14 protein-coding genes are annotated in these 18,846 nt (G+C 47.0%); 3 read left to right on the forward strand and 11 right to left on the reverse strand.

Going from position 1 to position 18,846, the window contains the following annotated elements; translation table 11 throughout:
• Window positions 1-68 precede the first annotated feature (68 nt).
• The 3 genes from V1499_RS21110 to V1499_RS21120 all read left to right on the forward strand — a co-directional run bounded on the left by V1499_RS21110 (window position 69) and on the right by V1499_RS21120 (window position 4,472).
• Window positions 69-2,096: an N-acetylmuramoyl-L-alanine amidase gene (locus V1499_RS21110; protein WP_409272322.1), complete on the forward strand. Its 2,028-nt coding sequence runs from the start codon at window positions 69-71 to the stop codon at window positions 2,094-2,096.
• Between the two features lie 137 nt (window positions 2,097-2,233).
• Window positions 2,234-2,947, forward strand: coding sequence for an SH3 domain-containing protein (locus tag V1499_RS21115; RefSeq protein ID WP_409272324.1), 714 nt, complete (start codon window positions 2,234-2,236; stop codon window positions 2,945-2,947).
• Between the two features lies 1 nt (window position 2,948).
• Window positions 2,949-4,472, forward strand: coding sequence for a SpoIID/LytB domain-containing protein (locus V1499_RS21120; RefSeq protein ID WP_409272326.1), 1,524 nt, complete (start codon window positions 2,949-2,951; stop codon window positions 4,470-4,472).
• A gap of 694 nt (window positions 4,473-5,166) precedes the next feature.
• Here the strand turns inward: V1499_RS21120 and V1499_RS21125 are convergent.
• The 11 genes from V1499_RS21125 to V1499_RS21175 all read right to left on the reverse strand — a co-directional run bounded on the left by V1499_RS21125 (window position 5,167) and on the right by V1499_RS21175 (window position 18,620).
• Window positions 5,167-6,396: a glycosyltransferase family 4 protein gene (locus V1499_RS21125; RefSeq protein ID WP_409272328.1), complete on the reverse strand. Its 1,230-nt coding sequence runs from the start codon at window positions 6,394-6,396 to the stop codon at window positions 5,167-5,169.
• Between the two features lie 129 nt (window positions 6,397-6,525).
• Window positions 6,526-7,608 carry a glycosyltransferase gene (locus V1499_RS21130; RefSeq protein WP_409272330.1) on the reverse strand — a complete coding sequence of 361 codons (1,083 nt, stop codon included), beginning with the start codon at window positions 7,606-7,608 and terminating at the stop codon, window positions 6,526-6,528.
• Window positions 7,605-8,726 carry a glycosyltransferase gene (locus tag V1499_RS21135; protein WP_409272331.1) on the reverse strand — a complete coding sequence of 374 codons (1,122 nt, stop codon included), beginning with the start codon at window positions 8,724-8,726 and terminating at the stop codon, window positions 7,605-7,607. The genes V1499_RS21130 and V1499_RS21135 overlap by 4 nt, the downstream gene beginning before the upstream one ends.
• A 9-nt stretch (window positions 8,727-8,735) precedes the next feature.
• Complete coding sequence (locus tag V1499_RS21140; protein ID WP_409272333.1) at window positions 8,736-10,118, reverse strand: O-antigen polymerase; 1,383 nt, start codon at window positions 10,116-10,118, stop codon at window positions 8,736-8,738.
• Between the two features lie 12 nt (window positions 10,119-10,130).
• Window positions 10,131-11,192 carry a non-hydrolyzing UDP-N-acetylglucosamine 2-epimerase gene (gene wecB / locus V1499_RS21145; protein WP_409272335.1) on the reverse strand — a complete coding sequence of 354 codons (1,062 nt, stop codon included), beginning with the start codon at window positions 11,190-11,192 and terminating at the stop codon, window positions 10,131-10,133.
• A gap of 73 nt (window positions 11,193-11,265) precedes the next feature.
• Window positions 11,266-12,699 carry a lipopolysaccharide biosynthesis protein gene (locus V1499_RS21150; protein ID WP_409272336.1) on the reverse strand — a complete coding sequence of 478 codons (1,434 nt, stop codon included), beginning with the start codon at window positions 12,697-12,699 and terminating at the stop codon, window positions 11,266-11,268.
• Window position 12,700: 1 nt separating this feature from the next.
• The gene (locus tag V1499_RS21155; protein ID WP_409272338.1) at window positions 12,701-13,432 is read right to left on the reverse strand and encodes a DapH/DapD/GlmU-related protein; all 732 of its coding nucleotides are present in this window, start codon (window positions 13,430-13,432) and stop codon (window positions 12,701-12,703) included.
• A 127-nt stretch (window positions 13,433-13,559) separates the two neighbouring features.
• Complete coding sequence (locus tag V1499_RS21160; protein WP_409272339.1) at window positions 13,560-14,873, reverse strand: nucleotide sugar dehydrogenase; 1,314 nt, start codon at window positions 14,871-14,873, stop codon at window positions 13,560-13,562.
• Window positions 14,874-15,112: 239 nt separating this feature from the next.
• Entirely contained in the window at window positions 15,113-15,868 is a 756-nt protein-coding gene (locus V1499_RS21165; protein WP_409272340.1) for a hypothetical protein, read from the reverse strand.
• A 102-nt stretch (window positions 15,869-15,970) separates the two neighbouring features.
• Window positions 15,971-17,083: a DegT/DnrJ/EryC1/StrS family aminotransferase gene (locus tag V1499_RS21170; protein WP_409272342.1), complete on the reverse strand. Its 1,113-nt coding sequence runs from the start codon at window positions 17,081-17,083 to the stop codon at window positions 15,971-15,973.
• A 457-nt stretch (window positions 17,084-17,540) separates the two neighbouring features.
• Window positions 17,541-18,620, reverse strand: a complete 1,080-nt coding sequence (locus V1499_RS21175) for a glycosyltransferase family 4 protein (protein WP_409272344.1) — start codon at window positions 18,618-18,620, stop codon at window positions 17,541-17,543.
• Window positions 18,621-18,846 lie beyond the last annotated feature (226 nt).

Raw genomic sequence — 18,846 nt, forward strand, 5'->3', positions numbered from 1 at the left:
TGGAATGTTTGACATATTCCGCTAAAATAGGTAATGAATCTGAATGTCGATGGAGGGATAACGATAACGTGAAAAAGTTTTTAGCCTCTTCTGTCCTTGCAACAACGGTTCTGTTCCCTGTCCTCGCTGGCGCAGAAGAGATGCGTTTGCCAACCAAGTTAACCACAGCTGAGAGAATCGAAATCCATAAGGGAGCTACCGTAAATTACCCGGTCGTTACTTTTATATCCTCTGGCCAAAAGGTTACAGTCATTGATCAATTTACAAATTCCTTTGGCCAATTATGGTACAGGGTGGACCTTGGAACAGTAAAAGGATGGGCACCTGCCACCAAATTCAAAACATTAACCGAAACAGAACCGCCCGCACCACCGGCTGCAGAGCTTCCAAGCGGAGCACCGGAGATTGGCGCAGATGTTTATTCATATCTCAACAACGCGGAAGTAAGGCGTGGTGCCTCGCTCTCCTACTCAGTCAATGCCTATCTTTCCTTTAATGCGAAAGTGCCTGTCCTGGCAACCTTCACATCCCAGTCAGGCGAGCTATGGCTAAGGGTTCAGGCAACTCCGACAGTTGCCGGCTGGATTCCCGCCTCACAGATGGGCACCGTCCAGGCATTGGACATGCCTTTGTATGTAAGTGTTGATACGGCTAATGTGCGCAGCGGCCCTTCAATGGCCAATGATGTGATGGAATCTTATCCTAAAGGTACAAAACTCAGTGCCCTGGAGCAGCAGGCGGATGCAGACGGAGATGTATGGTACAAAGTGCTGACCCCGTCAAACCAAAACTATTGGGTGCACGAGTCAGTCGTTTCACAGCAGCCTGTCTATGTTTCTCCGACAAGATACGTTGCCACAAGGAACACCTCCCTGTATTCCGGAGCCACCTTCGAATATAAAATTAAGCAAAAATTAGATTATTTAAGCACTGTTACATTTTTACAAGAGTTCACGAACTCCTTAGGGCAAACGTGGCTCAATGTCAAAACGCCAACAGGTGTCACTGGCTGGGTGCCTAAAAATGAACTTGTTTCATCAAAAAGTGAAATCACCTATGTATATGGGTTGAACAAAGCCCCTATCAGGCGAGGAGCTTCAACAAATTACTCCGTTTATGTTTATTTGAAAGAAAACGAGGCTGTGAATGTCCTGAACGAGCTGAACGGCTGGCTTAATGTCGAAACAGCTGCCGGTATTCGCGGGTGGGTGGACAAATCGCTTACCTCCCCTACGTCGCTTACAATCAAAAAGCTTTCAGCGCCAACCTTGGAAGTAAGGAATGGAGACCAATATCTCGTCTGGAAAAAGTCATCCAACTACAAATTCAAGTATTCAATATCCGGAAACCAGCTGAAACTTTCCGGCGGCCTGACGAATATTGAAACGCCTATGGACTATATACCAGGAATTGAATCGGTTACCGTTCAAAATTCCGGCGCTGGGGATAAGATTGCCGTTCTGACCTTTCAGCCAGGGCATACGTTCACCATTCGTAACAGCAAGAACGAAGTATCGATCAAAGTCATGCAAACAGGACTATTCGGCAAAAAAATCCTTATTGACCCCGGACATGGCGGTAAGGATCCAGGAGCAATCGGCCCTACGGGATTACGGGAAAAAGATGTTGTCCTTTCAACAGGCCTTCTGCTAAAAAGAGAATTGGAAAGCCAAGGGGCAATTGTATATATGACCCGTTCAACAGACGTATTCCTGGAGCTTCCACAAAGGACGGCCATCGCGAACGCATCTGATTACGATGCTTTTATAAGCCTGCATGCGAACGCGAATACTTCCCGGACTCCAAGAGGAACGGAAACGTATTACAATACGACGGTCAACTTCAATGGCGTAAAGAGCGCTACAATGGCAAGTGATATCCAAAGGAATCTCGTCTCGTCGATTGGAACGCCAAGCAGGGGCGTCAAGGAGCAGACATTTTATGTAAACCGCATGAACGAGCTACCAAGCATTCTCATCGAACTTGCCTTCATTTCGAACAAGACAGAGGAATCCCTTATGCGTTCCGATACGTTTAAGAAGAATTCAGCTATCGGTATCCGCAAAGGACTTGAAGTTTATTTCAGCAAACTTTAGGCCAAGCACGCGATAGAATAGATCGCAATTCTGCGGTTTTCATAGAATACTAGTCTTCCAGAGAAAATGATAGGGACAACGCTTTACTTTTACCCCTATCATTTTCTCTTAAACATGTATAAGGGGGTTTTTAACAAATGAAACGAACGAAAAAACTAATTGCGGCAGGAGCAATCGCACTTGGGATTGGCGCGGGGGCCGTCATTGTTACACCAATGGGAATGAACGCTTCCGGGAACGTTGTCCTTGCAAGCGTAGATTGGGTAACATCCCAGCTTAATCCTATCAATACGAAAATCAGTGGCCTTCAAACAAAAACAGCCGATCTTGAAGCAAAAATAGCAAAACAGCAGCAGGAGATTGAAAGCCTGAAAGCCCAAATCGGCAACCAGACACCGCCTCCAGCGCCTCCGCCTGCTGAAGGACAGCTGCCGTCAGTTGTGTATGCCAAGACCTCTGTCGACATCCGCTCTGGCGCATCGACCAAATATAAAATCCTTGCCTCCAAACCAGCTGGGAGTTCCTTGAAAGTAATCGGCTCGGTAACAGTTGCAACAGGACTATGGTACAGGATTGAAGTAACACCAACCATACTTGGATGGGTGTTCTCTGGGGAAGTTTCGACAACAAAGCCGGCTGTGACCGCTCCAACAACTGTTACAGTTAAATCGGAAGCAAATATCCGCAGGGGTGCTTCAACCATCTACACGGTTGTAGCAACCGTTAAAGCGGGAACAACTCTGAAATACTTGAACACGTTCACAAACTCAAACGGGGAAACCTGGTACAACGTAGAAACCTCCGCCGGAGTCCGGGGCTGGATGATCAGCACCCTTGGCGAGGTGAAGTAAGTTGAAAAAACTTTATCCGTTCCTTTGCCTTCTGCTTTTATTATCTGCTTTTCCGCAAACAGGAAAAGCGGCCGAGCCTGTTCAGTACCAAAATAAAGTCGATGTCTCGATCTTACTTGCGTCGAGCTTTCCAATAGTCTTGAATGGGACGTACCAGCTTGTTAACAAAGATACTGGAAAAGCCCAGGTTATTCCCCCGGGAACGACCATTTCGGTAAAAAAAGAAACGGCGGGCGTCACCGTTACGTACACCGGATTCAGCGGGACTTCCGCCAAGGGGTTCGATCTCCAGGAAGTTTCTTCAACCAAAAAAATTGCTTTTTTCACCTATGAAACCGACATGAGGCGCGGCGCCTCCACCAACTATGATGTCATCCATACCTTCAAGGCAAACGACACCGCCGATTTCCTTGAGGAGATTACAAACTCCCAAGGCCAGGTATGGTACAGGGTATCCGCGGCCGGAAAGACAGGCTGGGTGCCGTTTACGTATATAAATCTGATTGACGCTCCATCCGAGTCTCTTACGACAATCAATAACAAAACGACGTACCGTGGAAGCTTTTTCCTGAAGCCTAACGGAAACAAGGTTGAAGTCATGAACACGCTTGGCATGGAGGATTATCTAAAAGGGGTTGTTCCGAGCGAAATGCCGGCCTCCTGGCACATGGAAGCCCTAAAGGCGCAGGCAATCGTCGCGCGGACGTATGCGACCCGCATCCGCGCCCTGACCAACACGGCTGCAAGCCAGGTATACGGCGGCTATACAGCCGAGAATCCGAGGTCGAACGAGGCCATCAAGGAAACTGAAGGCCTTCTTGTAAAATACGACGGTAAAGTGGCGGAAACGTTCTTCTTTTCCACTAGTGGCGGAAAAACAGCGAACGTAGGAGATGTCTGGAGATCAAACCAATCCTACTATCCGTATCTCGTTTCCGTCGATGACCCATATGAAACATCGAAGTATTCTTCGTGGACAGAAACATTTCCAGCTTCCACCATCTTAAAATCGTTCGGTTACCCGGAAACGGCCACCCTTTACAACATCACCCTTTCAAAAACAGGGGCGAATGGCGAAGTACGAGGTGTTACGATTGAAACATCCGCTGGAACAATGACCAAAACAGGTAATGAATCAGACATTAGGAAGTTATTCCCCATTAAAAATTCAAGTGCCTATAATATGCTTTACTCAAACTGGTTTGATATCTCGGTTAAGAGGAAAACCGCGGCTATGTCAGTCCAAACAACGACAGGCACAACAGCCATCGAAACCCTTAAAGGCTACACAGTCAAGACACCTCAAGGCACCGTTACTCTGGATGGTTCGGGAGTATCAATCCAAACCTCCGGAGGCGTCGTTTCCAGCGAAGGAGACGGCATATCCGAAGTCATCGTGACCGGAAAAGGCTGGGGCCACCGCATCGGCATGAGCCAATACGGAGCCAAAGGATTCGCTGAAAAAGGCTACACAGCCGAACAAATCGTCACCCACTACTTCAAGGGAACGACTGTATCGAATTAATCTATTAGGTTTAATAAAAATTCCGCACCATTTAGTAGTGGGTGCGGAATTTTATTTATGTCCGAGTGGTTGGTTCGCGTTGGTTAATTTTTGGTTATGTCTTTGGTGATAGAGTGCGGATTTTGAATTGATAGGTTCACTCTTTTTCATGACGTTCTTGTTAGTGTTTTAAAAATCCTAGCGGGTTCAGGTTCATAAATAATGGATATTGGTTCATAAATTGAGGTTTCCGGTTCATTAATTCTGTTTGTGGTTCATAAAATTGCAATTACGGTTCATAAATACACAAATTCGGTTCATAAAAGCCGGGACAAGATCAAACATAAGTTCTGAAATTTCTAAATTAGAATCCACTTCCGGAACGATAATCTGCAGAACCCTCTTATGAGAACTCTTATCCATATAAATGCGTCTATAACCTCGCTTGGAATAGTCCCAGGTTCATAAATTTTGATAACGGTTCATAAAATCAGGTTTCCGGTTCATAAATTTTACTTACAGTTCATAAATAAGCAGTTCCGGTTCATAAAGTTACGATTCTGGTTCATAAAAGCTAGGATGCGATAGCAATCTGCTAGCTCAAAATTAGATAAAACTCTCCCGACCCCCACCTAAAAATCTCATCACCAGCAAAGTGAAAATCCCCCCACCCCAAAACAAAGTGCGGGGCAACTCTGCCCCGCACTGTACAACCTTATTTCTTCGCCGCGCCTTTTATTTGCTCCAAAAGGTCATCAACGATACTAATCCACGAATACTGGTCAACAGCAAGCTTCCTGCCGTTTTCGCTCATCTTGGTATATTTTGCTTCGTCAACTCTCATTAGTTCGCGAATTGCGGCTGCGATTCCTTCGGGATTTTCCGGCGGAGCGATTTTACCGCAATTGTATTCCTCAAGAATGGCGGCACTCTCACCGACGCCGCAATACAGGACCGGAACGCCGCAGGATATCGCAGGGAAGATTTTCGACGGGCGCGCCCCCTTGAACAAATCAATGTTCCTCAAGGAGACGATGCTATAATCCGCCGCCGAAAATAAGCGTGGCATCTCGGAGACCGGAACGGAGCCATAAAAAGTCACATTATCGAGTTTCAGGTCGTCCTTCATTTTATGAAGCTTATCCCGCTCCTGGCCGTCTCCGACAAAGAGGAAATGCGCATCTGGGTCGGTTTCCTTCAATAATGCCGCAGCCTCCAGAACGGAATCGAGCCCCTGGGCATAACCGAATGTTCCGGCATACATGAACACTTTTTTCCCTTCAGCGCCAATTTCCTTGAGCAGGCCTGAATCCTTTGGCATCGGCTTGAATGTATCGGTATTGACGCCGTTTGGAAGCAGGAATACGTCCTCCGGCTTCTTCCCTTTGTTAATCATATACTGGCGGATGCCTTCTGTCGCGGTCGCAATTTTCCACGACTTCCGGTACAAGAACATCTCGAGCCACTCAGCCATCCGGATGAAGTTTTTATTTTTCAAAATGCCAAGCTCGACGGCAGACTCCGGCCATATGTCAGCAACGTTGAATACAAACTTCGCCCGTTTGATTTTCGCGCCTAGATACCCGGTTATTCCGAGGAATAATGGCGGGGAGTTACAAATGATGACATCGGTCGGCCTCGCTTTGAAAATCGAATAAAACGCGCTGAACGTAAACGAAAAATACGATGCGAGCCGTTTCCAAAAGCTCCCCTTTGGCGATGGATAAATCCAAGAGCGATGGACCGGAATGCCATCCCAATTTTCAAATTTATAAAACATTCCCTTGTACTCGTCCGGGATGACTCCCTTTGGATGGTGCGGGAACGCGGTCAGGACTTCCGCCTGGAGGCCGCGCCGAATCAATTCCTTGCTTACCTCATACACCCGGATTTGCGGCGCTCCTGTTTCTGGTGGAAAGTGCTGGCATAGATAGATAACTTTCATGTTAAAAACTCCAATTTGTTGGGATAAAACAGCTGCCCTTATAAAGGACGGCAGCACTGTGTAACATCACAAGCAGGTAACTTTTAGATCAAAGCAAGTAGAAAGAAGCCACTAATGAATCACGTTGGTCTACTCAATCTTTAACGTCTTCCTGTATAGCTTAACCATATCAGCCGCATTTTGCGTCCAGTCGTAGTTTTCCCGGACATGCCGGATTCCATTAACAGACATTTCCTGTCTTGTTTCCGGCTCCCTGATCAGCTTCAAGAAGGCTTCCGACAGCTCTTTCGGGTTTTCTTTTGGTACGACATAGCCGGTCTTTCCTTCAATAACGACTTCCGGCAGGCCGCCCACGTTCGATACGACCGGCGGGACTCCACAAGCCATCGCCTCGACTGCCGCCACGCCAAAGCTTTCACTGTCTTCAGTTGACGGCACGGCGAAAATATTCATTTGATTGATATAAGCGGGAACTTCAGTGTTCGGAACGCGCCCGGTAAATTTCGTGACCGCACTGATTCCAAGGTCACGGGAAAGCTGTTCATATTCAGCCCGCTGCGGCCCGTCTCCGACGATGAGAAGCTTAGCGGAAGGGTAGGCCTCATAAACGACTGCAAACGCCCTTATAAGGTCTGCAATGCCGTATTTATCGGACAGGGCTTTTACTGTCCCAATTATGATGCTATCCTCGCCCTGCTCATCTGCAGGACGCTCCAAGGGCTTGAATTTTTCCAAATCGACCCCAAAAGGCGTCACGTAAATATGCTTATTTGTATATTTATTGGTCTCTACTGCCATGACATGGCTTGTGGAGCAGATTGTATCCGCCTTGCCAAGCGTGTATTCAACGATTTTCCTGTTGACGGAGCCCTGCTGCGGGAACTGGAATATATCGCGCCCCCAGACCGAAACATAGTAAGGCTTATAGCCGGCTAGCGCGCCAATGAAGCCATAGCTCGATACATAATGTGCGTGGAGGATGTCCGGCTTGAATTCCTTCAAAATCTTCCTCAGGCTGAACACACCGGAAAAGTACGATAGTTTTCCCGGAAGCAGCTTTGGAAGCTGGATAGTCTCCACTTCCTTAGCATTTTCCTCGGAATAATGGTCGGCAAACGTGACAACTTTCACATCAATGCCGTTATTTTTATAAAAAAGCGCCCATTTATGGGTATGGATCGACCTTCCTGGCGCAAGCAGAAGGATTTTCACAGTTTGCCACCTCCCGTCAGGCTTTCATGAACTTTCTCCACCCTGGCTTTCCAGGAATGGTTTCGGATGAACGTTTCTTTAATTTGTTCACGGTACTTCCCAGTTTCCCCGCTCATCTGGCTGATCGCGGCGGCCATTGAAGCTGCATTGTCCTCACAGATGAGGCCATAGCCGCCGCCCTCAATGATTTCCTCCTGAGCGCTGCAATTGGTCGCGAGCACAGGAAGGCCATTCGAGAGGTACTCGACGAGCTTGACGGGGACGGAGAAGTCGTTGTAGGTGCTTTTATAGCGCGGGATGAACGCGAAGTCCATTTCCAGGTACAGCTCATTCAGGTTTTCTCCGCTCACATGGCGTACCGCCACTTCCTGTCTTTCAAGCCGTTCCCTCTTGTCCGCCGGAAGATTTGCGAACTCATCCTCGCGGCACACAACAGTCAGGTCGCATACCTTCTTATCGGCATTCACTTTTTCAAGCGCGTCAAGCAGCAGGAAGAGCCCGTAATCTTCGTTGTTGATTCCGCCTACGTAAATCCCTTTGGACGGAACATCCGGAGCGCTGCCCTTAAAAGATGCAGGTATCCGGTCCGTTCCGCCAGGCGGCAGGGGAATTTTCGGAAGATTTATATCAACAAAGCGACCCATCGCATCGCTTGGCAAGAAGACAACCTTGCAGTATTTTTCGTAAAAACGCTCTTCCATCCTGTAAACAAATTGCATGAGCGCCTTTTTGGCTCCCTTTAATGGATAGAGTTCATCAAACTTCCAGTACACATCCCTGTAAAAGACCCCGACAGGGACATTTTTTTCACGTAAAAAAGACATCACAGCCGAATCGACAAATGGCCTCTTCGGAATATGGCCCGAATCGGTCAGCCAAAAAGGGATTGTCTGGTTTTCCATATAGCAGAACAGAAGATTGTCGAGCCGCCCTTCCGCCTTCCATTGCTCAAGCAACGCGGCCCGCTCCTTAGACTGGCCGGACAGGAGCAGGATGTCAATTCCGTGCTCCCTCCCCCATTCGAGGAAAGCCTCGTGCATTTTTCGCGGCCGGAGCTTCGAACCGCTGTTTGCATTTTTGGCAAGCTGGAAGGGATAGTAAAGCAGTACAGTTTTCATTGTTTCCTCCTAACGCCCTACTCTCGATCTTCTATGCCGGAGGAAGGCAAACAAATCGATCCGCAAGCGAATAAATACCATAATTCCGACAAACAGGACCGTAATCATAATCCAGATTGGATTAAATAGAAAATCGGCAAAGCCGCCCACAAGGGTCCGCGGGATGTTGACGGTAAAATAAATAAACAGGCACAGGAACACAGGGTTCTTCGGCAGCCTTAAAAATACAATATACAATGCCTGTACGAGGGTGGCAATATACACCGTCCCCGCTATTACACCAAGCATGCCAAAATTGGCGTATGCTTCGGCGATGAAAAGAGTATTCAACACGCCAGCCGTACCTTGTTCTACCTTTTCCGGGAAGACCCTTTCCATGACAAGCCTTGCGGAACGGACCTGATCGATATCAAACAGCCCGATAAGTGAGGATGGAAGGCTTCTTCCTTCGAGGAAAGGCCTTGCTTCATTGAATGTATCGAAGTGCAGGAAGGTCGGCGCAATCTGTGCGAAAATCATCCTGCCGATCGGTCCTGAATTATAGGACAGATACGCATCGATATTCGTCACGCCCTGAATTACGATGTACATGCCGACCAACAGAACAGCGCCGAGCGAGCCCCAAGCGAGAAGCCTGCCCCACGTAAATCGTAGCTTGCCGATATAAAGCATCAGCAGCATGAACATGATGATGTAAAAGAAAATAGGTGATTTTGCAAGGTCATAGACACTGATCAGGACGGCTCCGCAAAACAATACCGCAAAGAGCACCTGCCATTTCGGATCCTTTGTCCTCGCGGCGTACACATACGCCACAAGGGACAGCATTGGCGTAAGCGCGATTGCGAAAATATTCCTGATCAGCACATTGCCCCCAAAGTTCCGCTGAGCGCTAATCCGCAATTCCCCCGGTGATAGTCCGGAGCGGTTCAAAACAAGATCGAGAATCGGGATATGCGTCGTTTTCAGCATCGTATAGGCAATCGCTGCCAGCGATACGAGTGATAGCCCTAGGAAAATCAAGAAAAAATCTTTCCTCCCCGCGAATGGAAGTTCAACCTCCTTTTCCAGGTAGGCGTTATATTCCTTTTTCGCATCAAACCCGGCGAGCCTTCCGACCAAATACATGACAAGCGGGAACACAAGCATCACAAACGAAATCGCAAAAAAGCCGACGTACCGGTTGTAATCAAACACCATCCTGTTGATCATGTAATAATCGTCGAGGCCCATCGCAATCAACAGTGCCCCGATATAGCTGGAAATGAAAAACGAATAATAAAAAATAATTGAATTCATATTGGGCTTTAAAAGGCTCAGGCTCCCGCTTGCCCTTGTAAAGAAATAGATGGAGCCTGAAAGGACAACAAGCCAGATTAGGAGAAAGAGCATAGCCTGTCCACCTTACGATTCGGTTTCAATGATTTCAACGATTTTTTCGGACGCCATTCCGTCTCCAAATACATCCTTATATGATGGCTCCACATTCTTTTGGACAGCCTCAAGAATTTTATCGACGGAAGTCCCGGCGATGATATTCGCATCCTCTTCAAGCGTCTCGACCCACTCCGTCTGTTCGCGGACTGTAATGCACGGAACCTTCATGAAGTAGGCTTCCTTCTGGACGCCGCCTGAATCAGTAATAATTTTCTTCGCGTTCGAAACAAGTGTAAGCATGTCGAGATACCCAACTGGCTCGATCAGCTTCAGGTTTGGAATCGCGTTCACATCGATACCATAGGAGGCGAGTTTGTTTTTCGTCCTTGGGTGCAGCGGCCACACTTTGACCGTATCGATTTTCGAGAAGGCCTCAAGGATGTTTTGCATATTTTGTACGTCATCCGTATTTTCCGCGCGGTGGATGGTTATGAGATGATACTCCTTCTTCGAAAGCCCATTGTCCTCAAGGATCGTCGACTTTTCTTCGGCAATCGCGCGGTTGTACAAGACCGCGTCATACATGACATCGCCGATATTGAAGACGTTCCGTCTAATATTTTCGTTCTTAAGGTTTTCGACGGCTGTATCGGTCGGGCAGAACAGGAATTCCGACACATGGTCTGTCATGATCCTGTTGATTTCTTCCGGCATTTTCTTGTTAAAGCTGCGCAGGCCGGCCTCGATGTGGATGACCGGGATATGGAGCTTCGCGGCAACGAGCGCGCCCGCTAGTGTTGAGTTGGTATCACCGTAAACGAGCAGATAGTCCGGCTTTTCATCTAGGACGATTTCTTCAAGCTTCTCAAGCATTTCGCCTGTCTGCTTGCCGTGGCTGCCGGAACCGACTGCCAGGTGGTAATCAGGCTTCGGGATGTTCAATTCCTCAAAGAAAATATCGGACATGTTCGGGTCATAATGCTGTCCGGTATGGACGATGATCTCTGTATGCTTTTCACGCAGCACGCGGGATACAGGCGCAGCTTTAATGAATTGCGGGCGGGCGCCAAGTACTGTAATAATCTTCACGGATTTGCCTCCTTAAACAGGTGTTATTTTACTTTTACTATTATCGGAAGAACTTTTATTATACTTTTTACCCTTAGCGGGCAACGGCGTCTGCCGCCTTTTTCCTTAGGTCCTTGTCGACACGGCTAATGCCTATTGCCACCGCGACTGCAAGCCAAGCTAAGGCCTGGTACGCCCAGCTAAGGCCGTTTTCCTGGACATAGATAATGCCAATAACCGCAGCAAGCATGACGGTGAACAAAAACGACATTTTTCCGAACGATACAGGCACGTAATACTCCTTCTGGCTTTTCCGGAAAATGAAAATAACCGCAAGCATATAGGAGATAACGTAGGATGCCACCGCTCCCCAAATCGAAAAAGTTGGGATTAAGGCCACGTTAAGCACGACGTTCACCACTGCGATGATGCCGAATGCAAGGGAAATAAAGGATGTTTTTTTTGTGAAAAACAGCCCTGATGAAATGATCAGGTAATAAAAATTCAGGAACACAGCCGCCGACACAAGGGCGACATATTTATATGCCTCATAAAACTCGTCATCAAGAATCCGAATGACCCATGGCATTGCTGTGGCAATCGCCATGATACCAAAAATGCCAAGAAGCAAAAGGGCCATATAAATTTTTGAAAATAGAATCGGGCTTGACGGCTTGTCCTTTATGTTCATCGAATATGGGCGCCAAGCCATCTGTACGCCGCTTGTCAGCAAGGTTATAATCATGGCGAGCCTTGTTGCCGCGCCATAGATTCCAACCTCCGCCATTGATTGGAACGCCTGCAAGATAAAGACGCTCAAGTTGGCAATCACCCAAAACGCAAGTGACGCGGGTACTAGTGGAGCGGCGTATTTCAGCATATCTTTCATCATGCTCATGTCGATTTTCGGCTTCAAGTATTTCCAGCTCGTAGAGAGCATAAGCAGGAAGATAAGCCCAAACCCCGCAAACCTGCCCCAAAGGATACCCGCGGCAGACTGCATCATATATTTTAGGAAAAGGTAGGAAAAAACAGCCATCAATAACATTTTTGCAACTGTATAAATCACTACTTTTTTGGTCTTGAAATCAAAGCGCATGACCATAAGGACGACAATTGTCACTGTATCGACAAGGAGCGTGGCGATTGAAATGTACAATAGGTCAACGTGGGAACTGTCCCCTTTAAAGAGCATCGCGGAAATCTGCGGACCGGCGGTAATCACCGCAAGCGCGAGAACGCCGACAATTGCAAGGCGGAAGTACATCACATTCCTGACATGCTGGAGCCTTTTTTCCTTGTCTTTCGTCTCGAAGTAATAATACGACAATGCCGAGTCGGTTCCGAAAATAATCAGGAACGTCAGCATCGCTGTCCATTTATCAATGATTTCCAGATAACCGTACTTGGTTCTGGACAGGAAATGGGTATAAATCGGCAGCATGATGAACGCGATCAGCTTCGTACCCACATTCATAAATGCGTAAAGGAGCGAATCCGCTCCTAAACGCTTAAATTGGGCCAGCACCCTATAACAGCTCCCGTTCATCCACGGAACGGACAAACTTGGCCGGAACACCCTTTATAAGAGCTTTCGGCTCGGTATCCTTCGTCACAAGGGCGCCGGCAGCCACGAATGTTTCTTCCTCAATTGTAATGCCAGGCAGAATGATCGATGCCCCACCGACCCTTGCGCCCTTTTTAACGTAAGCGCCTTTGATTTTATCAAAACGCTCTTCTGTCCTGCCCATGAAATTATCATTTGTCGTCGTAACACAAGGGGCAATAAACACATGGTCCTCAAGCGTTGTGTAAGCAGTGATATAGGAATTGGACTGGATTTTCGTCCGGGTGCCGATTTTAACATAGTTTTCAACGGTAACACCACGGCCAACGATAACCGCTTCGCCAATTTCGACATTTTCCCTGACGCTCGCAAGGTCCGCTATCAATGTGCCAGAGCCGATTTTCGCTCCCCTGTACACAACACAGTTGGCGCCAATCGTCACATCATTCGCAAGTTCAAGGGGCGGCAATGTTCCGGTAAGCTTGACTGTGCTTGTTTTCCCCGGTTTTGGCGGCTTGCCGAGCACAGCCCCATCAGCAACGGTTGTATTTTCACCAACGACTGTACCTTCGTGGATCGTCACACGGTTGCCGATAACAGCGCCGGAACCAATGCGGACATCTTTTTCAATGACAGTAAAGTGACCGACTGAAACATCAGAGCCTAGGACTGCAGAAGGATCGATATAATTCATGAAAGTATCTCCCTTTTTGAATGATATGTAGGCAAGGGCCGGTTTTCCCCGGCCCCTACGGCTTTCTATATTAGGCTTTTCGCCCCTTTTCGTTTTTAGGTACCTGTTCAAATATGTTCACAATTTTTTACAGCTTTACGTATCTGTTCGGCTTTTCAACATCCTTCAACGCGTTACGGGTATCGAAAATAACCTTGCTTTCTTTTGCAATCATATCGTAGTCAAAGTCGGAGTGGTCGGTAGCGATCAGGACCAAATCGGATTCCTGAAGCAATTCCTTCGTCAACTCGACCGTTTCCATCTTCATTTCGCAAGAACGGAAGCTTGCTACATACGGGTCAACGACTTTGAAGTCCGCGCCATGGTGGTTCAGAAGCTCGATAATCTTCAAAACTGGCGATTCGCGGACATCATCAATGTCCTTCTTATACGCGACACCGAGTACGGCGACCTTCGCGTTGCGGAGCGCCTTTCCTTCATCATTGAGGATTTGCATCATCCGGTTGATGACATATTCAGGCATTGTATTGTTGATTTCCCCCGCAAGCTCGATTAAACGAGTATGGTAGTTGTACTCACGAGCCTTCCATGTCAAATAGAATGGGTCGATTGGAATACAGTGGCCGCCAAGCCCTGGGCCTGGATAGAACGCCATGAAGCCATATGGCTTTGTTTTAGCGGCATCAATCACTTCCCACACATCAATGCCCATCTTGTCGCAAAGGATTGCCATTTCATTGGCAAGCGCGATGTTGATATGGCGGAATGTATTTTCGAAAATTTTCTCCATTTCCGCGATTGCCGGAGAAGAAACTTCATGGACATCTCCTTCAAGCACATTCCGGTAGAGGGCCGCGGCAACTTTTGTACAGTTTGGCGTGATGCCGCCGACAACTTTTGGCGTATTCTTTGTTTTAAACTGCTTATTGCCCGGATCGACCCGTTCAGGAGAGTAGGCGATGAATACTGTTTCCCCTGTAACAAGGCCACTGGATTCAAGCGCAGGCTTTACAATCTCTTCGGTTGTGCCCGGGTAAGTTGTCGATTCAAGGACAACGAGCATCCCTTCATGGGCGTATTTCGCAATTTCATTTGAGGAGCTTTTCACGTAGGAAGTATCAGGCTGCTGGTAAATGTCAAGCGGCGTTGGAACACAGATGGCCACAGCATCCACTTCCTTGATACGAGCGTAATCAGTAGTTGCCTGAAGCTGGCCATTGTCGATCATTTCTTTCAATTCAGCGTCAACAACGTCGCCAATATAGTTAATTCCCATATTAACTTGATCAACACGTGCTGCCTGGACATCGAAACCGATGACCTTATAGCCTGCCTTCGCTTTTTCAACCGCTAGCGGCAAGCCAACATAGCCAAGACCGACAACCCCGATAACTGCTTCCTTATTTTCAATCTTTTTGATTAGATTTTCATATGAACCCATTGGTTTCTTCTCCTTTACTTTGCGAATCACTGGACTGGCTGTTTCTTTGAAAATTGCAGCCGGTTTTGAGTTTCCTACCCGGCAATCACCCATCTTATGCTGAGGCGCAATTTTTTGTTAGTTTATCATTTAATCATTGTGGAATTCAAACCATCGCCTTTTTGGCTTCCAGCAATTACTTGTATTCCACGGTCAATCTCCCCTTATGGAAGGCTCGGTTTATATCAACTGAGAAGGATTTAATCGAGAAATGAGCCTTTTTCCTTATAAAACTTTCTTGCATCCGACAGGTATTTCATGAGGGTCAATAGGGCTACTGTCAGGATAAGCCCGAGAATGATTCCAATCGCAAGGCTTTCCGGGATATAGGATTTTGCCTTGTGGACCTCGGCCGGAAGAATTTGCGGGTAAGAGAAGAGATCGATATCGCCTCCCATTTTATGAGCTCTTTCAGAAGCCCTTGTTAGTTCATCTTCGGATTTGCCGATTAATTCCATGTAATCTTTCTCACGGGTTATGTCCAGATTTTGGTCTGTCAGTTTCTCGTTGTAGAGCGCTAAATTTGAATCAAGAACATCTACCCTTCTTTTAAGCCAAGAAAGCTGTTTAGACGTAATATCAATCCTTAACTGGGCGTTCTTTGCAAGGTCAGCGAAGTACTGCTTTGTCACCTGATCGAGCACTTGCTCCGCCTCAGTTTTGGACTTTGCTTTGACTGTAAACTTCACCTTGTCTCTTTCAGGAACGTTAATAGCTAGCCCCTTTACATCCTGATACTTAGCCTCAATAACGTCCGGGTCTGTAAGTTCCTTTTGATTAACATTGCCTGTAAAGACTGTCCCTTCGGCTATATAGCCACGGCTATCGGCTTTCAGAATATAGACCGCCGCCGCTATTAAGACTGCTGTAGCAAGCGGGATAATGACAAAAAGCCATTTTCTTTTCCAAAAATACAACAAGTATTCATATAAAGTGTATTTCTTTTCTTCCGCCAATTCGGCACCATCCTCTACAACGTTCTTAGAAAGTTGCCATTGCGTTTTGGCGCAAAGGCAAGCAAAGAAAACGCCCCCGAGTTTGGCGACGTTTTCCAGTCATTATTTATTGTAAAATTCAGCAATTTTTGAAACGACATACTCCTGCTGTTCCTGCTTTAACTCTGGGAACATCGGAAGTGAAAGCGCTTCATTCGCCACCTTTTCAGCAAGCGGCAAATCACCTTCATTATAGCCAAGGTTTTTAAAGACAGGCTGTACATGAAGCGGCAGCGGATAGTAGATCATCGTCGCAACTCCTTGCTCTTTCAGGTATGACTGAAGCTCATCGCGGTTTTCGGCACGAATGGTGTATTGATGGAACACATGGTAGTTCCCTTCGGCTTCAACCGGCACCTGCACATGGCCGCCAACCTTTTCCTGTAAAAGCCTTGTGTATTCAGCGGCTTTTTCACGGCGAAGTTCGCCCCATTTTGGAAGGTGTGGGAATTTCACGTTCAGGATTGCCGCCTGCATCTCATCAAGCCGGCTGTTGTAGCCTAGGACATGGTGATAATATTTCGGCTTACTTCCATGAACCCGGATGACACGCATTTTTTCAGCCGTATCATCGTTGTTGGTAACGATCATGCCGGCATCTCCGTACGCGCCAAGGTTTTTCGTAGGGAAAAAGCTGTACGTTGCGGCATCGCCCAGTTCACCGACCGAATGACCGTTTTGCTTTGCCCCGATTGCCTGGGCAGCGTCTTCAACAATAAAAAGATTGTGCTTCTTCGCGATTTCCGCCAATTTCTCCATATCTGCCATTTGGCCGTACAGGTGGACAGGAATGATGGCTTTTGTTTTATCTGTAATCGCTTCCTCGACTTTTACCGGATCGATATTGAAGGTTACCGGGTCGATATCAACGTATACAGGCGTCGCTCCGGCACGGACAATCGCTCCGCCGGTCGCAAAGAAAGTGAATGGGGTTGTAATGACTTCATCCCCGGGACCAACCCCCAATGCCTGCAGGGCTATATGTATCGCATCACTGCCGTTCGCGCATCCTACCGCATGGGCGACATTGCTGAATTGGGCAACATCTTGTTCTAGTTTCTTCACATTGCTGCCCAGAATGAACTGCGAGGAGCTCATCACTTGATCCAGCACGTCCATAATTTCAGAACGAAGGCCCTGATATTGTTCACTAAGATCGAGCATAGGCACTTTCATAGGTAAACCTCCAATAGTGTAAAATCGGCATGTTTTTTTATAAAAACATGTCTTAGTTTAACATATTTTCCGTATTAAAAACCGCCATACTTTGACAAAAAAAGCATAACTTTTTCGACATGGTCCATAACTTGGAAAAAAATAATCGGAAACACACTTATTTTTGCATAAAACAAAGCAAAAGGGAAATAATTTCTTACTAGAAAATCAACTGGATTGTGGAAAAATGCCACGACTCTAAGGCTCCCGGTTATATCCATGCATCCGTCGCTTCTTTCTAGTCCTTTTCGCAAGGAATGCATTCCCTTCTTCATTGCACATAAAAGGCCCGGCTGCCGCCGGGCCCGGACAGGCTTGCAAGTTTCTGGAAGCCTTGGTATTTAGTTTATTCATGCAAAACCATTTAGCCTTATGCCTTTGCATAAAAGCTGGTATTGCAGGCAATCATAAGAAAAAGTTAGTAGCGCCTTCCGCCAACCGGCCTTTTTTGGGTCAGCTTTTTGAAAAGGCCAAGAATGGGCTTGTACTTCACATGGACAATGCCAATTAGTTCGGCAATTACTTCCGTAATAACGAGAAGGCCGAAAATAATGAAGATCGAACCCCAGAGCGTTGATTCGGACAGCAGAACAGCGGCCGCGCTGAACAAAATGCCAAATGCATAAATGGCAAGGACCGTATTGCGATGGGACAGTCCCAACTCAAGCAGCCTATGGTGAAGGTGCGATTTATCCGGTGCCGAAATCGGTTTTTTATTCACAATCCGGCGGATAATGGCAAACGTGGTATCAAATACCGGAACCCCGAGTATAATAATCGGGACAAGGAAACTGAACAGCGTAACACTTTTATAAAGCCCAAGCAGCGACAAAATCGATATGGAGTAGCCGAGGAACAAGGCTCCCGTATCTCCCATAAATATTTTTGCCGGATGGAAATTATAAAACAGGAATCCAATGATGCTTCCCAACAGGATAAGCGAAAGCGTGAAAATAAGTGCCTTTCCGGCAAAAGCGGCCAAAATGGCGATTGTAGCTATCCCGATTGCAGAAACCCCAGCCGAAAGTCCGTCAAGCCCGTCAATCAGGTTGATGGCATTTGTAATAGCAACAATCCAGAAAATGGTCACAGGATAACTCCAAAGACCCAATTCAAAGCTGCCGATATACGGAATCGTAACGAGATCGATTTTCAGCCCGCTTGCAAGAATAAGCGAAGCAACGATGAGCTGGCCGGCGAATTTCGTTTTTGCGGAAAGTTCAAATTTATCGTCAAGAATTCCAATCAGAATGATTAGGATTGCTCCTACGCTGATTGTATTAACTTTTTGTTCGTATAGGCCGCCAACTAAATAGCCGGCAATTACTCCAAGGAATATGGCAAGCCCGCCAAGGCGGGGCATAATTTTCTGATGGACTTTTCTTTCGTTCGGCTTGTCGATTGCTCCAAACCAAACGGCGAATTTAATGACAAGTGGCGTGAGTACCAGGACAGTTATCAATGCAGCAAAAAAAGCCAGGATAGCTTGTGTGTACATTCATCATCACCTTTTGTAGGTTTGTTTTAGTCTTCCTCAACCAATCCTATCGTATCACATCTCACCGGTTAAGCAATGATTTTTTAATTGGGATGTATCATCATGGTAACCGCTTGGCAAACTAAAAAAGAAAATAGTCTGCCTGCTCCCTTATCATTACCCGCCCTCCCCAATCCAAAACTGTGCCCCCTTCTCCTTATTACGACGTTATTTGCCCGGTAAAAGT

The organism is Neobacillus oceani, from assembly GCF_046237595.1.
GTDB classification, from domain to species: domain Bacteria; phylum Bacillota; class Bacilli; order Bacillales; family Cytobacillaceae; genus Bacillus_D; species Bacillus_D oceani.

Coding starts and splice junctions, on each gene's coding strand:
- V1499_RS21140 (WP_409272333.1), bottom strand. CDS start 10,118: ATGCTCTTTCTCCTAATCTGGCTTGTTGTCCTTTCAGGCTCCATCTAT.
- V1499_RS21135 (WP_409272331.1), bottom strand. CDS start 8,726: ATGAAAACTGTACTGCTTTACTATCCCTTCCAGCTTGCCAAAAATGCA.
- V1499_RS21175 (WP_409272344.1), bottom strand. CDS start 18,620: ATGTACACACAAGCTATCCTGGCTTTTTTTGCTGCATTGATAACTGTC.
- V1499_RS21125 (WP_409272328.1), bottom strand. CDS start 6,396: ATGAAAGTTATCTATCTATGCCAGCACTTTCCACCAGAAACAGGAGCG.
- V1499_RS21155 (WP_409272338.1), bottom strand. CDS start 13,432: ATGAATTATATCGATCCTTCTGCAGTCCTAGGCTCTGATGTTTCAGTC.
- V1499_RS21115 (WP_409272324.1), top strand. CDS start 2,234: ATGAAACGAACGAAAAAACTAATTGCGGCAGGAGCAATCGCACTTGGG.
- V1499_RS21160 (WP_409272339.1), bottom strand. CDS start 14,873: ATGGGTTCATATGAAAATCTAATCAAAAAGATTGAAAATAAGGAAGCA.
- V1499_RS21170 (WP_409272342.1), bottom strand. CDS start 17,083: ATGAAAGTGCCTATGCTCGATCTTAGTGAACAATATCAGGGCCTTCGT.